General features: G+C 70.9%; 15 protein-coding genes and 4 tRNA genes. 9 read left to right on the top strand and 10 right to left on the bottom strand.

The genetic code is table 11. From position 1 onward, the window contains the following. Positions 1-4 precede the first annotated feature (4 nt). The gene (locus tag I601_RS14645; protein ID WP_218917673.1) at positions 5-805 is read left to right on the top strand and encodes a class I SAM-dependent methyltransferase; all 801 of its coding nucleotides are present in this window, start codon (positions 5-7) and stop codon (positions 803-805) included. Positions 806-808: 3 nt separating this feature from the next. Here the strand turns inward: I601_RS14645 and I601_RS14640 are convergent, their stop codons facing one another. Both I601_RS14640 and I601_RS14635 read right to left on the bottom strand, forming a co-directional pair. Beyond that, entirely contained in the window at positions 809-1,390 is a 582-nt protein-coding gene (locus tag I601_RS14640) for a TetR family transcriptional regulator (protein WP_068111191.1), read from the bottom strand. A gap of 12 nt (positions 1,391-1,402) precedes the next feature. Next, complete coding sequence (locus I601_RS14635; RefSeq protein ID WP_237089421.1) at positions 1,403-3,706, bottom strand: arylsulfatase; 2,304 nt, start codon at positions 3,704-3,706, stop codon at positions 1,403-1,405. A gap of 47 nt (positions 3,707-3,753) precedes the next feature. Here I601_RS14635 and I601_RS14630 point away from each other — a divergent pair, with 47 nt between their 5' ends. Continuing rightward, positions 3,754-4,698, top strand: coding sequence for a bile acid:sodium symporter family protein (locus tag I601_RS14630; RefSeq protein WP_084527657.1), 945 nt, complete (start codon positions 3,754-3,756; stop codon positions 4,696-4,698). Here the strand turns inward: I601_RS14630 and I601_RS14625 are convergent. Next, complete coding sequence (locus I601_RS14625) at positions 4,652-5,350, bottom strand: spermine/spermidine synthase domain-containing protein (RefSeq protein ID WP_218917672.1); 699 nt, start codon at positions 5,348-5,350, stop codon at positions 4,652-4,654. The genes I601_RS14630 and I601_RS14625 overlap by 47 nt on opposite strands. Positions 5,351-5,379: 29 nt before the next feature. Beyond that, a complete protein-coding gene (locus tag I601_RS14620; protein WP_068111186.1) occupies positions 5,380-6,906 on the bottom strand; it encodes a YfcC family protein in 1,527 nt (508 codons plus the stop codon). Positions 6,907-7,086: 180 nt separating this feature from the next. Here I601_RS14620 and I601_RS14615 point away from each other — a divergent pair, with 180 nt between their 5' ends. The 3 genes from I601_RS14615 to I601_RS14605 are packed head-to-tail and all read left to right on the top strand — an operon-like array spanning position 7,087 to position 10,238. Beyond that, positions 7,087-8,310, top strand: coding sequence for an arginine deiminase (locus I601_RS14615; protein ID WP_068111184.1), 1,224 nt, complete (start codon positions 7,087-7,089; stop codon positions 8,308-8,310). 1 nt (position 8,311) lies between these two features. Next, positions 8,312-9,313 (top strand): ornithine carbamoyltransferase, encoded by a 1,002-nt coding sequence (argF, locus tag I601_RS14610; RefSeq protein WP_068111181.1) that lies wholly within the window; start codon positions 8,312-8,314, stop codon positions 9,311-9,313. Between the two features lies 1 nt (position 9,314). After that, positions 9,315-10,238 carry a carbamate kinase gene (locus I601_RS14605; protein WP_068111178.1) on the top strand — a complete coding sequence of 308 codons (924 nt, stop codon included), beginning with the start codon at positions 9,315-9,317 and terminating at the stop codon, positions 10,236-10,238. Positions 10,239-10,403: 165 nt separating this feature from the next. On the opposite strand, the gene fmdA is transcribed toward I601_RS14605, so the two are convergent. From fmdA to I601_RS14580, 4 genes are all read right to left on the bottom strand, one after another. Beyond that, positions 10,404-11,657, bottom strand: coding sequence for a formamidase (gene fmdA / locus I601_RS14600; RefSeq protein ID WP_068111176.1), 1,254 nt, complete (start codon positions 11,655-11,657; stop codon positions 10,404-10,406). Between the two features lie 33 nt (positions 11,658-11,690). After that, entirely contained in the window at positions 11,691-12,317 is a 627-nt protein-coding gene (locus tag I601_RS14595; RefSeq protein WP_068111173.1) for an AmiS/UreI family transporter, read from the bottom strand. A gap of 640 nt (positions 12,318-12,957) precedes the next feature. Continuing rightward, positions 12,958-13,029 (bottom strand) — tRNA-Val (locus I601_RS14585). A gap of 40 nt (positions 13,030-13,069) precedes the next feature. Then, entirely contained in the window at positions 13,070-13,918 is an 849-nt protein-coding gene (locus I601_RS14580) for an aminotransferase class IV (protein WP_068111168.1), read from the bottom strand. Between the two features lie 117 nt (positions 13,919-14,035). Between I601_RS14580 and I601_RS14575 the strand changes: the two genes are divergently transcribed. From I601_RS14575 to I601_RS14565, 3 genes are all read left to right on the top strand, one after another. Beyond that, positions 14,036-14,108 (top strand) — tRNA-Gly (locus I601_RS14575). 32 nt (positions 14,109-14,140) lie between these two features. Further along, a tRNA-Cys gene (locus I601_RS14570) sits at positions 14,141-14,211 on the top strand. A gap of 1 nt (position 14,212) precedes the next feature. After that, positions 14,213-14,287: transfer RNA gene (locus tag I601_RS14565), tRNA-Val, on the top strand. A gap of 61 nt (positions 14,288-14,348) precedes the next feature. On the opposite strand, the gene I601_RS14560 is transcribed toward I601_RS14565, so the two are convergent. Beyond that, positions 14,349-15,287 carry an acyl-ACP desaturase gene (locus tag I601_RS14560; RefSeq protein ID WP_068111165.1) on the bottom strand — a complete coding sequence of 313 codons (939 nt, stop codon included), beginning with the start codon at positions 15,285-15,287 and terminating at the stop codon, positions 14,349-14,351. Between the two features lie 90 nt (positions 15,288-15,377). Continuing rightward, positions 15,378-16,691 carry an HNH endonuclease signature motif containing protein gene (locus I601_RS14555; protein WP_068111162.1) on the bottom strand — a complete coding sequence of 438 codons (1,314 nt, stop codon included), beginning with the start codon at positions 16,689-16,691 and terminating at the stop codon, positions 15,378-15,380. Positions 16,692-16,821: 130 nt separating this feature from the next. Between I601_RS14555 and I601_RS14550 the strand changes: the two genes are divergently transcribed. Next, on the top strand, positions 16,822-17,154 hold the full coding sequence (locus I601_RS14550; RefSeq protein WP_068111161.1) for a cupin domain-containing protein: 333 nt from the start codon (positions 16,822-16,824) through the stop codon (positions 17,152-17,154). Positions 17,155-17,166 lie beyond the last annotated feature (12 nt).

Here is a 17,166-nt window from a genome sequence, read left to right as displayed (position 1 = left end):
ACAGATGGCTCCCGACGCCGACACCACGTGGGCGGCCGACATGCCCGCCGCCTACGACGCGCTGCTCGGCCCGGTGCTCTTCGCGCCGTACGCCGAGGACATGGCGGCCCGCGTCGCCGCCTGCCACCCCAGCAGCGTGCTCGAGCTGGCGGCCGGCACCGGCCGACTGACCTCGGAGCTGGTCGCCGCCCTCCCGGCGGCCCAGGTCACCGCCACCGACCTGAACCAGGCGATGGTCGACCACGGGCGCGGGCGGGTGCCGCAGGCGCGGTGGAGCCAGGCCGACGCGATGGACCTGTCGTTCGAGGACGGCTCGGTGGACGTGGTGGTCTGCCAGTTCGGGGTGATGTTCTTCCCCGACCGGGTCGCCGCGCTGGGCGAGGCCGCCCGGGTGCTGGCACCCGGTGGCTCGCTGCTGGTGAGCACCTGGGACACCGTGGAGACCAACCACCTCGCCGCGCAGCTGGTCGTGGCGCTGGAGCGGGTCTTCCCCGAGGACCCGCCCGCTTTCGTGGTGCGGGTCCCGCACGGGTACGCCGACGTCGCGCGGTTCCGGGCGGACGCCCGGGCCGCGGGTCTCGTCGACGTCGAGGTCGAGACCGTCGCGCTCACCAGCCGGGCTCCCTCGGCCCGCAGCTTCGCCCGCGGCGTGTGCACCGGGTCGCCGCTGCGTGCCGGGCTCGCCGAGCGCGGCGACCTCGCGGAGGCCACCGAGCGGGTCGCCGACGAGCTCACGGCGCTGCTGGGCGAGGGGCCCGTCTCTGGTCCGATGAGCGCGCACGTGCTGCGCGGCGCCCGTCCCTAGGGATCACACCTGGCGGGCGGAGAAGCAGGCCGCGAGCTCGTCGGCCAGGGCGGCTCCGTCGTCGCTCAACCACCGCATGATCGCGGTCTGCCAGAGCGCGACGGCCGTCGCGGCGGCGACCTGGACCTCCACCTCGCGCACGTCGACGCCGCGGCGTGCGGCGAGCGCCTCGAGGAGCGTGCGCTGCCACGAGTGCACGACGTCCTGCATCCGCCCGCGCAGCGCGGGCGAGGTCGCGGCCGCCTGGCGACGCAGGAGCATCCGGTCGCGTTCGGCCTCGAACGACGGGCACAGCGCGGCGAAGGCCGCCGCCGCCGCCTCCAGATCGGTGAGCGTGGCCGCCAGCCCCCGCACCTCGTCGCGCAGCTGGGCCTGGCGAGCCTCGCGCTGGGGGTTGACGACGTCGTCCTTGGAGGCGAAGTAGCGGAAGAAGGTCCGGGGCGACACGTCGGCGGCCGCGGCGATCGTCTCGATGGTCGTCGCGTCGAACCCGTCGCGCGCGAAGAGCTCGAGGGCCGCGTCCTCGAGCGCGCGTCGGGTGCTGGCCTTGCGGCGCTCGCGCAGCCCCGGGTTCTCCTCCGTCATGGAGCGAGCCTCTCAGTCCGAGCCCAGCGCCGCGCGCAACCGGGTCTCCTCGTCGGCCCGCGCCTCGGGGTTGCCCCCCTCGATGTCGACCCGCAGGAGCTCGCCGGTGAAGGCGAAGGGCGGGCGGTAGTCGCGGCACAGCGGCAGGCCGCGGTCACGACCGATGAACATGCCCACCGCGGCGGTGGACAGGTTCGGGAAGAAGAAGAGTCCCGGGAGCGGGGCCGCAGCGCACTCGACCCCGTCGACGAGCACCCGGGCGAGCGGCTCGGCACCGGGCACGTACTGCACCCCGATCCGGTGCCGCCCCGGAGCGAGCGGCTCGGTGCCGGCGACGCGCACCAGGCCGTCGAGCATCGCGAACGCGGCGACCGGGACGCCGTCGAGCAGGTAGCAGCCCCACCCGCCGTGGGCGTCGCCGATCGCGGCGAGGATCCCCTCGGCGCCGGTCTCGGGGACCACCACCTCCGCGCTCAGCTCGAACCCGCCGAACAGCGACGGGAGCTGGCTGTCCTGGATGGGGCCGCCACCGGGGGTGTAGCTGACCCGGTGCGGGGCCGGGAACGGGCCGGGGTGCATGTGGGCCATCGAGTCGGGGAACTCGAAGAGCGGCAGCACCTGGTGGCGACCCGCCTCCGCCCACCACATCGCCTCGAGCCGCTTGACGACGTCGGGGTGCTCGTCGGCGAGGTCGGTGGCCTCGGAGAAGTCGTGCGTCAGGTCAAACAGCGACCAGCGGTCGGTCGCGAAGTCGTGGCTGCCCGGGATCGCGTCGCGCTCGTTGAACTGGTTGGGCACGAAGTTGGTCGTGGCCTTCCAGCCGTCCTGGTAGAGCCCCCGCGAACCCATCATCTCGAAGTACTGCAGGCGGCGGTGCTCGGCGACGTCCGGCTCGGTGAACGAGGCGAGCATCGAGGTGCCGTCGACGGGCTGCTGGGTGATGCCGTCGACGGTCTCGGGCACCGGGACGCCGGCGGCGTCGAGGATCGTGCTGAAGAGGTCGACGGCGTGGCAGAACTGCCCCCGGACGCCACCGGGGTCGGCGACCCGTGCGCCCCACCGCACGACGAGCGGCGTACGCACGCCGCCGAGCCAGGCGTGCCGCTTCCACAGGCGCAGCGGGGTGTTGCCCGCCCAGGCCCAGCCGAACGGGTAGTGGTTGTAGGCGCCGTGGCCGCCGATCTCGTCGCTGCGGGCGATGGAGGCCTCGACGTCCTCCTGGTGACCGAGCCAGCCGGCCGCCTCGTTGAGGGTGCCGGTGACCCCTCCCTCGGCGCTCGCCCCGTTGTCCGAGAGCACCATGACCAGGGTGTCGTCGGCGATGCCCCGCTCGTCCAGGTGGTCGAAGAGCCGCCCGAGGTGGTGGTCGGTGTGGGTCATGAAGCCGGCGAAGACCTCCATGTAGCGCGCGAACAGCCGGCGCTGCTCGGGGGGCAGCCCGTCCCAGTCCGGCACCCAGGAGGGACGCTCGGTCAGGAGGGTCTCGGGCGGGACCACCCCGGCGGCGAGCTGGCGCTCGAAGACACGCTCTCGCCAGACCTCCCAGCCGTCGTCGAACTGGCCCTCGTACGGCGTCACCCACTCGGGCGGCACCTGGTGCGGGGCGTGGGCCGCGCCGGTGGCCAGGTGCAGGAAGAACGGCTTGCGGGCCTCGGCCTGCTGCTGGTCCTGGATCATCCGGATCGACTCGTCGACCAGGTCCTCGGTGAGGTGGTAGCCCTCCTCCGGGGTCCGGGGCGGGTCGACCTGGGTGTTGTCGCGCACCAGCTCGGGGGCCCACTGGCTCGTCTCGGCGCCGAGGAAGCCGTAGAACCGCTCGAAGCCCATGCCCAGGGGCCAGCGGTGGAAGGGACCGGCCGAGGAGTACTCGTGCTTCGGGGTGAGGTGCCACTTGCCGACCGACATCGTGTTGTAGCCGGCGTCGCGCAGGAGGCGCGCGAGCATCGCTGCCGACGGCGGGATCCGGCCGGTGTAGCCCGGGAAGCCGAGGGCCGCCTCCTCGGTGACCCCCATCCCGACGGCGTGGTGGTTGCGCCCCGTGTGCAGCGCGGCGCGGGTCGAGGAGCAGACCGAGGTGACGTGGAAGCGGTTGTAGCGCAGGCCCTGCTCGGCGAGCCGGTCGATGTTCGGCGTCTCGAGCGTGGCGCCGAAGCAGCCCAGCTGGGCGAACCCCACGTCGTCCAGGACCACCATGACCACGTTGGGTGCGCCCGCCGGTGGCTGCGGGTAACCCACGAAGCGGGGCTCGGAGCCGTGCACCCGCGAGGTGATGAGCTGGCGGCCGGGGATCGGTGCGGAGCCCGAGGAAGTCGTCACCGGGGAACCGTAGCGCCGTGCCGCCAATACTGTCATCCTACTGCCACATGACAATTCACTGCCAGTTGGTGGCCCTGGCCCCCGACATCGACCGGCTGAGCCTCGACCTGCCCGACGGCGTCCAGGTGGTCGTCAAAGTCGTGGTCGGGCTCTTCCTCTTCGGCATCGCGCTCGACACGCGGCTCACGGACTTCCGCGACGTGGTCCGGCGCCCGGCGGTCATCGCGGTGGGCCTCGTCGCGCAGTACGTCGTCGCCCCCGGCCTGACGGTGCTGCTCGTGATGGCGCTCGACGTCCGCGGCTCGGTCGCCATCGGGATGCTGCTCGTCGCCTGCTGCCCGGCGGGCAACCTGTCGAACCTGCTGACCCACCGGGCACGCGGCGACGTCGCGCTCTCGATCTCGCTCACCGGTGTCTCCACGGTGCTGGCCGTGGTGGCGACCCCGGCGGCGTTCGCGTTCTGGACCGGGCTCAGCCCGGCCGCCGACGCGTTGATGCGCGAGGTCTCCCTCGAGCCGTGGGACGTGGTCGGCGAGGTGGCGCTGCTGATCGGCCTGCCCTTCGCGGCCGGTCTCCTCGTGGCCTGGCGGTGGCCGGCCCTCACCACCCGGGTCAAGAGGTACGTCGAGCCCGGGGTGCTGGTGCTGCTGCTCCTGGTGGTCGTCGGCGGTCTGGCCGGGCAGCTGCGCACCTTCATCGACTACGTCGGCGTGGTGGCCCTGGCGATCGCGGCGCAGAACCTCCTGGCGCTCGGGGTCGGCTACGGCACGGCCCGCGCCTGCCGGCTCCCGGAGCGGGGCGTCCGGGCGATGACGTTCGAGCTGGGCGTGCGCAACACCGCACTGGCGGTGGTGCTCGCGCTGGGGTTCTTCGCCGACCTCGGCGGCGTGGTGCTCGTCGCGGCCCTGTGGGGCCTGTGGGACGTCGCGACCGGGCTGAGCCTGGCTACCTGGTGGCGACGTAGACCGTGCTCGCCGACTCGCCACCCGTGAGCGGGTTGGCGAAGGTGACCACGTGCGCGACCGGCTCGACGAAGACCTCGGCGAGCGCGGCCTGGAAGACCGGGTCGGGCGGGTCGTCGGACCACAGGGCGAAGACGCCACCGGGCACGATCCGCGCTGCCATGCGTCGCAGCCCGTCGGCGGTGTAGAAGGCGGCGTGGCTGGGGTGCAGCACGTGCTGGGGCGAGTGGTCGATGTCCAGCAGCACGGCGTCGTACGTCGCCCGCGGGGTGGCGCCGTCGGCGACCAGGGCGAAGAAGTCGCCCAGGTGGAGGTCGCAGCGCGGGTCCGCGGCCAGGCCGGCGGTGTCCGGCAGCAGGTCACGGCGGTGCCAGTCGATGACCGCGGCGACCGCCTCCACCACCTGCACCTGCTCGACCCGGTCGTCCTCGAGCGCGGCCACCAGCGTGTAGCCCAGCCCCAGTCCCCCGACCAGCACGTGCAGCCGCTCGCCCTCGGCCCGGGCCAGACCCAGGTGCGCGAGCTCGGTCTCCACCACGTGGAAGAGGCTCGACATCAGGAACTCGTCGTCGATCTTGACCTCGTAGACGTCGTGACCGACGCCCGGCTCGTGGCGACGACGCAGGCTGATCACCCCGATCGGGGTCTCGGCCCAGCCGAGCTCCTGCATGTCCAACGCCACGCGCCGAGGCTACGCCCCGGGGGGCGGCGCTACGACAGCACCGCGGCCCCGGCGATCAGCAGGGTGCAGGCCGCCAGCAGGAACACCAGGAGCGGCGCCACGAAGCGCAGGTACTGGTCGTAGCGCACCTTGGCCAGCGCGAGCCCGCCCATCACGACCGCGGAGGTGGGCGTGACCAGGTTGACGACGCCGGACGCCGACTGGAAGGCGGTCACCACCAGGGAGCGCGGGACGTTCGCGAAGTCCGCGAGCGGCGCGAGGATCGGCATCGCGAGCGCGGCGTGCCCCGAGGTCGAGGGGACCAGGAACGCCAGCGGCACGTTGAGCAGGAACATCAACCCTCCGAAGAGCCCGGCGGAGGTGTTGCTGACGGCGTTCTCCATGGAGTTCAGGACCGTGTCGGTGATCAGCGAGTTGTTCATGATCACCGTGACGCCCCGCGCGAGCACGATGATCAGCCCCACGCCGATGAAGTCCCCGGCACCCCGCACGAGGGTGTCGGTCAGCCCCTTCTCCCCCAGTCCCCCGATGAGCCCGACCACGATCGACATCACGATGAACAGCGCGGCGAGCTCCGGGAAGTACCAGTCGAGCTGCCAGGCGAAGCTGTCCGCTGCCGGCCCGTTGACGACCTGGGCCCACGGCACGATGGCGAAGATCATGAACGCGAAGGTGGCGGCGACCACGGCGATCACCGCCTTCTGGCGACCGGTCATCGTGACCTGCTCGACACCGCGGGCCGCGAGCTCGTCGTCACCGGGCTGGGTGGTCGTCAACGAGGTGGAGGGGTCGCGCTTGACCCTGCGGGCGTAGCGCAGCACGTAGAGCACGCCGACCGGCACCAGGACGACGTACATCAGCAGCCGGAAGCCGATGCCGTCACCGATGGAGATCCCGGCCGCGTCGGAGGCCACCCCGGTGGCGAACGGGTTCACGGTCGAGGCGAGCACCCCGATGCCGGCGCCGATCAAGATGGTGCCGGCGGCCACCATCCGGTCGTAGCCCAGGCTCAGCACCAGCGGCACGACCAGGGCGTAGAAGCCCAGCGTCTCCTCGGCCATGCCCTCCGTGGTGCCGCCGATGGACAGCAGCACCATGAGCAGGACGATCACCACGGCACCCTTGGAGCCGTAGCGCTGGGCCACGCGGGCGATGGCGTTGTCGATGGCACCGGTGCGCATCGACATGGTGATGAAGATGCCGATGGCGATCACGAACAGGAAGACACCGGCCGCCCCGAAGAGCTCACCGCTCTCGTAGGGGCCGATGAAGCCGGTCTCGGCCGACTGGACGCCGTACAGGCCGTTGATCGGCGCCAGGAACAGCTCCATCACCCGGTCGCCGAAGGAGAGCCCCGACTCCACGCCCTGGTAGCTGCCCGGCACCGGCCCCCCGGTCTCCTCGCTCATCCGGTAGGTGCCCGTGGGCACCAGGAACGCCACCAGCCACACCGCGACCGTCACCGCGAAGAGGACGGTGAAGGCGCTGGGGAAGCTGAAGCGGCGCTTCGTGCTGTCCGCCGCCGCGGGTGACGCCGGGGGTGTCTCGGTGCTCATGTCCAGCCCTTCAACGCTGTCGGATGTCTGACACAGGCCAGCGAAGCAGCAGAGCGACCCACGCCGATGGTGCCGAAGGTCCCGGGACCAGCGGCCCTTCGCCCTCGCGCGGGCCGCCGCCTCTCACGGAGGGTGGGGCGGACGGCCACGAGGCCGGTCGACGAGGTCCAGGAGGCTTTCATGACGTTGCACGTGGATTCAGAGGTGGGCGTCCTGCGGCAGGCGATCCTGCACCGCCCCGACCTGGAGCTCAAGCGGTTGACCCCGACCAACAAGGACTCCTACCTCTTCGACGACGTGCTGTGGGTCAAGCGGGCCAAGCAGGAGCACGACGCGTTCGCGGAGACGCTGCGCGACCTCGACGTGCGGGTCCACATGTTCGACACCCTGCTCCGCGAGACGGTGGCGATCCCGGAGGCTCGCACGCACATCCTGGACGCCTCCTTCGACGAGCGGGTCTACGGCCCGATGGCCACCGACGCGCTGCACAACACGTTCTCGGCCATGGACGACGAGACGCTGGTGAGCTACCTGATCGGCGGCATGACCAAGCGCGAGCTCCTCGAGCGCGTCGAGCAGCCGCCGTCGGTGGTCATCTCCGCGCTCGACCTCGACGACCTCTTCCTGCCGCCGCTGCCCAACCACCTGTTCACGCGAGACACCTCGGCGTGGATCTACGACGGCGTGGCCATCAACTCGATGCGGATGAAGGCACGGGTGCGCGAGACGATCCACTACGAGGCGATCTACCGGTGGCACCCGCAGTTCGCCGAGGAGGACTTCCAGGTCTGGTCCGAGGGCCAGGTCAACGGCCGGGCCACCGCCGAGGGCGGCGACATGCTCGTGCTGGGTCGGGGCGCGGTGCTGGTGGGGATGAGCGAGCGCACCACGCCGCAGGGCGTCGAACGCCTGGCACAGAGGCTGTTCGCGGCGGGGAGGGCCACGAGGATCGTGGCGCTCTCCCTGCCCGTCAAGCGGGCCTTCATGCACCTCGACACGGTGATGACGATGCTCGACGCCGAGACCTTCACGTCGTACGCAGGCCTGGGCCTGCTGCCGTCGTACACGATCGAGCCCGGCGACTCGGAGAAGGAGCTCAAGGTCACCGCGCACGCTCCCGAGGACATGTACGCCGCCATCGCCGACTCCCTGGGACTGGACCGGGTCAAGGTGCTCACCGCGACCCAGGACGTGAAGTCCGCGGAGCGCGAGCAGTGGGACGACGGCTGCAACGTCCTGGCCGTCAGTCCCGGCGTGGTCGTCGCCTACGAGCGCAACGTCACGACCAACACCCACCTCCGCAAGAACGGCATCGAGGTCGTCACCATCCAGGGCAACGAGCTGGGCCGGGGCCGCGGCGGACCGCGCTGCATGACCTGCCCCATCGAGCGGGAGGGGATCTGAGATGGCGTTCAACCTGCGCAACCGCAGCTTCGTCAAGGAGATCGACTTCACCCAGAAGGAGTGGCGCTTCCTGCTCGACCTCGCCGCCGAGCTCAAGCGGGCCAAGTACGCCGGCTCCGAGCAGCCGGGCCTGATCCGCAAGAACATCGCGCTGATCTTCGAGAAGACCTCGACCCGCACCCGGTGCGCCTTCGAGGTGGCCGCCTTCGACCAGGGCGCCAACGTGACCTACCTCGACCCGAGCGGCTCGCAGATCGGCCACAAGGAGTCGATGGAGGACACCGCACGCGTGCTCGGTCGGATGTACGACGGCATCCAGTACCGCGGCTCGGCGCAGCGCAACGTGGAGTCCCTGGCCGAGCACTCCGGGGTGCCGGTGTGGAACGGGCTGACCGACGACTGGCACCCGACCCAGTCGCTCTGCGACATGCTGACGATGCGCGAGCACACCCGCAAGAACGACTCCGACGTCGCGTTCGCCTACGTGGGCGACGCCCACAACAACGTCGGCAACTCCCTGCTGGTCGCGGGAGCGCTCATGGGCATGGACGTGCGGATCGTGGCTCCGAAGGAGCTGTGGAACCACGACACCGTGGTCGAGCAGGCACGGGCGATCGCGGCTGCGACGGGAGCCCGGATCACCCTCACCGACGACGTCGCCGAGGGCGTTAAGGACGTGGACTTCGTCTACACCGACGTCTGGGTCTCCATGGGCGAGCCGAAGGAGGTCTGGGCCGAGCGCATCAACCTGCTCAAGGCCTACCAGGTCAACATGGACCTGCTCGCACTCACCGGGAACCCGCGGGTGAAGTTCATGCACTGCCTGCCCGGCTTCCACGACCGGGACACCAAGGTCGGTGAGGACCTCTACCAGGCCACGGGCATGTCGGCGCTCGAGGTCACCGACGAGGTCTTCGAGTCGAAGCACTCCATCGTCTTCGACCAGGCGGAGAACCGGATGCACACGATCAAGGCCGTGCTCGTGGCCACCCTGGGCGGCTGAGGTGCGCATCGTCGTCGCGCTCGGCGGCAACGCGCTGCTGCGCCGCGGCCAGACGCCGGACGCCGAGGTGCAGGAGCACAACGTGGCCACGGCCGTGGCCGCGCTGGCCCCGCTGGCCGCGGAGCACGAGCTGGTGATCACACACGGCAACGGTCCGCAGGTCGGGGTGCTGGCGCTGCAGAGCGCGTCCGACCCCAACCTGACCACGCCGTACCCGTTCGACGTCCTCGGGGCACAGACGCAGGGGATGATCGGCTACTGGCTGCTCCAGTCGATGCAGAACGCGCTCCCCCGCCGCCAGGTCGCCGCGATCATCAACCAGACCCTGGTCGAGGCCGGCGATCCCGCGTTCGCGGACCCGTCGAAGTTCGTGGGCGAGGTCTACGACGAGCCGACGGCGCAGCGGCTGGCCGCGGAGCGGGGCTGGACGGTCAAGCCCGACGGCGACGTGTGGCGACGGGTCGTGGGCTCGCCCACGCCGCTGCGCGTGATCGAGACGAGGGTGATCCGGCTGCTGCTCGAGAGCGGCGCGATCGTGGTCTGCGCCGGCGGCGGGGGCGTGCCGGTCATCCGCAACGAGGAGGGTCGGCTCGAGGGCGTCGAGGCGGTCGTCGACAAGGACCTCACGACCTCGGTGCTGGCCGAGGCGCTCGACGCCGACGTCCTGCTGGTCCTCACCGACGTGCCGCACGTGGTGCGCGGCTTCGGCACCGCCCACCCCGAACCCATCCTGCGCGCCTCGGCGGTCGCGCTGCGCCGCGAGGAGTTCGCGGCCGGCTCCATGGGCCCGAAGGTCGAGGCGGTCTGCCGCTTCGTCGAGGTCACCGGGAACATGGCCGCGGTCGGTCGGCTGGAGGACGCCGCCGCGATCCTCGGCGGCAAGGCCGGCACCATCGTCACGCCGGACGGTCGGTACCCGGTCTGAGCGACCGAGGACGTGCTGCAGCGAGTGGTCGATGTCGAGCAGCACGACGACTCCAGTCGCCCCTGATTGCGCCACGACGCTGCCGTCGCAAGCTCCTCACCCGAGGCGACATCGAAGGACGTGCCGACCAGGCTGAGCCGGTCAATCGCTCAGTCGCTCAGTCGCTCAGAAGGACGATCTCGGGACCCCCATGCCGGGGTCGATCCTCGCGGGTCCGTCGGCACCGGGGGTCACGTCGAAGTCGAAGATCGCCGTGGGCAGGTAGACCGTCGAGCAGGAGTTCGGGATGTCCACGACGCCGGAGAGCCGGCCCTCGATCGGAGCAGCTCCCAGGATCATGTAGGCCTGCTCCGGCGCGTAGCCGAACGTCGTGAGGTAGTCGATCGCGTGCAGACAGGCCCGCTGGTAGGACAGGTGGGAGTCGAGGTAGTGCTGGGTCCCGTCGAGGGTGACCGACGTGCCCGAGAAGGCCAACCACTGGCTGTACTGCGGGTCGACGTTGCCGGGCATGAAGATGGCGTTCTCCCCCACCCCGTAGGCCTCCATGCCGCCCTTGATCAGCTCGACCCTCAGGTCGATGAAGCCACCCATCTCGATGGCACCGCAGAAGGTGATCTCGCCGTCGCCCTGGCTGAAGTGCAGGTCCCCCATCGACAGGTGGGCACCGTCGACGTAGACCGGGTAGAACACCCGGGTCCCCTTGGTGAAGTTCTTGATGTCCTGGTTCCCGCCGTTCTCACGCGGCGGCGCAGTCCGCGCGGCCTCTGCGGCGGCCCGCTCGAAGGCATCGCCCTCGAGACCACCGAGGATGGCGTCCTCCGGCAGTGGCGGCAGCGCCAGGGGCGGCACGCGGTCGGGGTCCTGGGCGATCAGGTCGCCCTCGCGCCGGTTCCACCGTGACAGCAGGTCGGCGGACGGGGCGGTGCCCATGAGGCCGGGGTGCACGATGCCCGTGAACGACACGTGCGGCACGTGCCGCGAGGTCGCGGTCCCGCCCATGAAGTCCCAGATCACCTTGTAGGCGTCGGGGAACTGGTCGGTCAGGAAGCCACCGCCGTTCTGCTTGGCGAAGATGCCGGTGTAGCCCCAGCCCTGTCCGGCCAGCGGCCCGGAGTCCTCCTGCGGGATGGGACCGAGGTCGAGGATGTCGACCACGAGCAGGTCTCCCGGCTTGGCGCCCTCGACCGCGATGGGCCCGCTGAGGACGTGGACGGTCGAGAGCGGGGCGTCGCGCACGTCGTCGGCGGAGTCGTCGTTGTGGATCGCACCGTCGAACCACTCCCGACAGTGGACCCGGAAGGAGTCACCGGGCTTCACGTGCACCGCGGCCGGGATGTCGGGATGCCAGCGGTTGTGTCCCAGCAGCTCCTGGTCGGTGAAACGCTTGGTGGAGTCGAGGGGGAACACGAGCTCGGGCATGGTCGGAACCTTTCTTGGGCGGGTGTTGGAGGGTCAGCGAGTGGCCTCGGTGGCGGGCACTGGCGCGGCTGGGCGGCCCCGGTAGCGGGGATAGGCGCCGCCGAAGAGCACGACCGCTGCCACGGCGAGCACGATGGCGGCGGTGTCGATGTTGCCGGCCCAGCTGCCGGTCATCAGCAGGAAGGCGGGCACGACCCCGGTGAGCCAGCCCTGGACCACCGCGACGGCTCCGGTGTACCTCGCCAGCTCGTCGTGACCGAGCCCGAGCACCAGGAAGAAGAGCATCCACAGGAAGGCCCAGTAGAGCCAGATGACACCGAAGGCGTTGTCGTCCAGCCGACCGAAGTTCAGCGCGGAGTAGACGAGGGCGCACACGGCCACGAAGAGCGAGAAGTAGCCGAGGCCGGTGCCGTCGAACCCACCGAGGACGTTGAAGGCGACGTAGAGGTAGGTGAAGCCGAAGAGGTACAGGCCCGAGGCGCCCAGGATGACGTCGCCGTCACCGTTGGCGGTGAAGATCAGGTACGTCGGGGTCACCACCTGCAGCAGACCGACGAAGATGTTCAGTGGTCCGGCGGACCTCGCCTCGACGTAGCCGAGCAGCATCAGGCCGTTGATGAAGAGCACCGCTCCCACATAGAGCAGACCGACCATTCCCATGTGCGCTACCTCCGTGTCTCAGGGTCGTGGCAGTCGCCGGGTGAGGGGGTTCGTCGCCGTTGCTACCGGCGGGCGACGTGCGCCGGCGCCCGGGACCCTGGTGACCACCTCCGGGGCGTCTCGGCTCCGCTCGGCGCGGTCGATCGCCTCGACGATCCGGCGAGAGCCCGTCGACACCCGGGGCGGGCAGAAGAGGCGGACCGCCTCGCGGGCACACCGGGGGCACGGGAGACTCGAGGGTGCGGTCCCCATCGGCAGGGGGACGTCGACCGGCCCGTCGGTGTCGCACCGGTAGACGTAGGTCGCCATCAGGATGCTCCTCGTGGTGTGCGCGGGATGCGTGCATCCACTGGCTTAACAGCCGGCACCGGGGCCGATCATCGCCAGAACCAGGTAAGGACGCGCCCTAGGCTCCCTGATCAGTCGGCCTGGTGGCGTGGCGACGCTGCCCCGGCGGGCTCCTCATCGGGGGCGACGTCGACGGACGTGCCGATCAGGGTGGTCGGCTCGGGCGCCTGTTCCAGCTCGAGGTCGCTGTCGCCCTACGCTCGGGCGGCGCAGCTCGATGAGTCCGCGCGGGCCACGAAGCAGAACAGCCCCCGACCTGCGCGTTCCGCAGGTCGGGGGCTGTTCAATACGGTGGGCGATACTGGGTTCGAACCAGTGACCTCTTCGGTGTGAACGAAGCGCGCTACCACTGCGCCAATCGCCCCGCTGGTGCACCCGGAGGTGCGGTCGCAGACTTTAGCGCATCACCGGGAAGGGCCCGCATCCGGACCCCGGCTCCGCAGCACCTCGGCCTCCCGCTCGCGCCACACGCGGGCCGCGGCCCGGGTCAGCGGGCCCGGCTCCCCCAGGTCACGCTCGTCCCAGTGCGAGACGGGCTGCACGTCGCGGGTGGTGGAGGCCAGGAAGACCTCGTCAGCCTGCAGCAGCACCTCGATCGGCTCGTCGACCTCGCGGGCACCCACCCACTCGAGGACGAGCGCTCGGGTCACCCCGGCCAGGCAGCCGCTGGCCAGCGTCGGGGTCCGGAGCTCGCCGCCGACGGCGTAGAAGACGTTGGAGCCGGTGCCCTCGCAGAGGTGGCCGGCCAGGTTGGCGAAGACGGCCTCGTCGGCACCGCGGCGCCTGGCCTCGGCCAGCGCCACCACGTTCTCGCCGTACGACGTGGTCTTGAGGCCCGCGAGGGCGCCGCGCTCGTTGCGCGGCCACGGCACGGTCGCGACGCGGGCCGAGGACGCGGCCGGCGGCATCGGCGCGGCGACGACCGCGATCGTCGGCGCAGCGTCCCCTCGCCCGGACCCCAGCGGCGCCGGTCCCCCGGTCACGGTGATGCGCAGACGCCCGAGGGTCAGGTGCTCCGCGGCGAGGACCGCGTCGACCCCACGGCGGACGGCGTCCTCGTCCGGCAGCGGCAGGCCCATCCCCGCGGTGCTGCTCAGCAGCCGGGCGAGGTGGCGGTCCAGGGCGAAGGGCCGGCCGTCGACGACCTTGACGGCCTCGAACACCCCGTCCCCCACCGTGAAGCCGTGGTCGCTGACCTGCACCACCGGCTGGTGGGCATCAGCGAGGAGTTGTCCGTTCACCCAGGCGCGCACGGCGCTCACTGTAGGCCGCAGGAGGCGCCACGCCACGCGAACCGGACCCTGATTTGGCGCGACCTGGGGGTTCCGCTAATGTTCCTTTCGCAGCCCAGGGGAAACCCCAGGCGGCAAGCGGACGTAGCTCAGTTGGTAGAGCGCAACCTTGCCAAGGTTGAGGTCGCGAGTTCGAGCCTCGTCGTCCGCTCGGAGAGGTCTCTCTCTTGGTTAGACCTCCTTGGTGGAGTGGCCGAGAGGCGAGGCAACGGACTGCAAATCCGTCTACACGGGTTCAAATCCCGTCTCCACCTCGGGCGATTGGCGCAGCGGTAGCGCGCTTCCTTGACACGGAAGAGGTCACTGGTTCAAACCCAGTATCGCCCACCAGTTCCACTGCAGGTCAGAGGCCGGTTTCCGACAGGATGCCGGCCTTTCGACATTTCTGGTCTCAGGCGTCCGCCTGGCGGGCCGCCTTGCGGGCCGCGACCTCGTCTCGTCGCTCGACGAACCGAGCGGCCTCGGCGTCGAGGGCAGCCACGGCGGCGGCGAGCTCGTCGCGCGCCTTCTCACCCTCGGCCTGCAACCCCTCGACCTCGAAGACACCCCACTGCCGCAGCAACGGGCTGACGATGTCGTCGTGGTGGATCCGGAGGTCGTAGATCCCGGCCTTGGCCATCTGAACGGCCTTGCGACTGAAGCCGGGGATGATGTTGCCGGGCATCTGGAAGTCGAGCACCTCGTCGGTGATCGCACGCATCGTCTGGTCCGGGGCGAGCTCGAGCGCGGCCTGCACGATGTTGCGGTAGAAGATCATGTGCAGGTTCTCGTCCTTGGCCACCCGGGTGAGGAGCTTCTCGGCGATCGGCTCCTCCGTGTAGCGGCCGGTGTTGCGGTGCGAGACACGGGTCGCCAGCTCCTGGAAGGACACGTAGGCGCACACGTTGAGCAGCGCCTTGTCCTGGGTGTCGTAGCCGAGCTCCATCGTCTCCATCCGGGCCCGCTCGAGCTCGTTCGGATCGACGCCGCGAGTGACGAGCAGGTAGTCCCGGATGCAGAAGGCGTGTCGGCCCTCCTCGGCCGTCCACCGGTTGACCCAGGTGCCCCAGGCGCTGTCACGGCCGAAGGCGCGGTCCACCTCGCGGTGATAGCTGGGCAGGTTGTCCTCGGTGAGCAGGTTGACCTCGAGCGCGGTCCGCGCGATCGGTGAGAGCTGCGACTGGGCGCTCTCCCAGGGCTCCCCACCCAGGTCGGCGAAGTCGCGGCCCAGGCTCCACGGGACGTACTCGTGGGGCATCCACTCGTCGGCCAGGCCCAGGTGCCGGTTGAGGTTGTCCGCCACCGTCGGCTCGAGCTCGGCAAGGAGTTGGCCACTCTCGAGTCTCGTCATGCCTTCCGTCGTACCACCGCAGTAGCCCGGGGTCCAGAGCCTGACAGACACTGCCTTCGAACGCCGAGGGTCGAGCAGACGAGGGGAAGCTCAGGACCTGAGCTCGAGCGTGCCGTGCCGGGTGACGGCGTAGACCTGCCCGGTGGGGCTGGTCCAGAGGTAGTCGCCGTGCTCGGTGCGCTCGTAGCTCCACGCGTCGATGGTCTTGGCGCGGTGGTGGTGGCGGCAGGCCGGCGCGAGGTTGCCTGGATGGGTCTGGCCGGGTGGGCCGCCGTCGTCGGGGTGGACGTAGGGCTCGATGTGGTCGAGGTCGCAGCGGCTGGCGGGGACGTCGCAGAACGGGAAGACGCAGTGGGTGTCGCGGCGGGTGACCAGCTCGTGCATCCACCGGGGCGGGTCGTGGGCGTCGACGGAGTCGGTGCGGGCCATGTCCAGGACCGGGAGCACGCTGACCTGGGCGCCGGCGAGCCAGTCGCGGATCTTGGCCAGCGTCGCGGGCCCCAGGCCCTGGACCGTGCCCACTCCACCTGCGGTGTCCGCGCTGTCGTGGTCGGTGAGGTCCTCGGCGCTGATGTCGATGTTGAGCCGGACCCGGGGGCGGGGCACACCGAGCCCGTCGAGGACTGCAGCCAGCGCCCGGATCTGGCGTACGCCGAGGCCGAGGTCCGGCTCGGCCTCGGGGCCGGTGGCGGGCTGGGTGGTGTCGAGGATCAGGTCGTGCAGCCGCTGCAACGTGGGGGTGTCACCGGTGATCGAGAGCCACGAGGTGCCGCCCCACTGTCCCGAGACCGAGGTGTCGGGGCGGTGGTGCTGCAGGCTCACGCCCCACGACTTCGTCTGCGACTCCTCCGCCTCCTCGAGCGTCTCGGGCTCGAAGAGCGCGACCGCCTCGGCCACCGCCCGGTCGATGCGGGTCGCACCGACCGAGTCCACGACCGGCGCCAGCGTCGCATCGACGTGCGCAGCAGCCTCGGGCGACAACGACTGGGTGGCCTTCGCGACCCGCCTGGCCCGCCACAAGGTGGACTCGAGCCGCTCGACCCGGGCATGGATCTGCGGCAGCCGGTGCCGCAGCTCCAGCGCATCGGCCATCAGCGCCGTGGTCGCGGCCGGCGACATCCGCATCGCCGCAGCCAGCGGCTCGGCGGCGAACTCCGCCACCGCCGGCACCCCCTCTCCACCGATCCAGGCGTCGCAGTCCCAGACCCGCTCCTGCTCGCCCCACGACAACCGGTGGTCGTCGTCGACCGCCACGTGCGTCTCGCACCAGCGCAGCACGACCCGCATCCGACGCCGCTCGGCCTTGCGGGACTCGGCCTCCGCCTCGTGCGCGAAGTCCAGCAACCAGTCACCCTCGAGGTCGTCGACCTCGAGAGGCTGCCCGTGGCTGTCGGTCTCGATCATGTACGCATTTTACTCGAACGCCAGTTCGAGGAGAAGGGCCTGGCGCGGATCTGTGGACAGGACCAAGGTCCCCTCGCTCCCTGCCCGGCGACCCCTGACGCAGGACCATCCGCACGGGCAGGATGGCGCCATGAACGCCACTTCGTTGACCACGCTCGGCCACGAACACCTCGCCAAGGCCGCGGGAGCCACCGCCGGCCGCAGCGCCGTGACCATGCACGGCGGCCAGGGCCACTCGCTGCGCCAGACCCTGATCGCCCTCACTGCCGGACACCGTCTCGGTGAGCACGAGAGCCCCGGCGAGGCCACCCTGCAGGTCATCCACGGGACCGTGGTCCTGCACGCCGGCGACGACCAGGTCGAGGCGCGCACCGGGGACCACGTGGTGATCCCGCCGGTCCGCCACGACCTCGAGGCCCTCCAGGACGCCGTCGTCCTGCTCACCGTCTCCCTCTCCGGCTGACCTCCGACGAGG

Source organism: Nocardioides dokdonensis FR1436 (genome assembly GCF_001653335.1).
In the GTDB taxonomy this organism is placed as follows: Bacteria; Actinomycetota; Actinomycetes; order Propionibacteriales; family Nocardioidaceae; genus Nocardioides; species Nocardioides dokdonensis.
The sequence above is the reverse complement of the archived record's forward strand: the minus strand, read 5'-3'. Positions and strand labels throughout refer to the sequence as shown.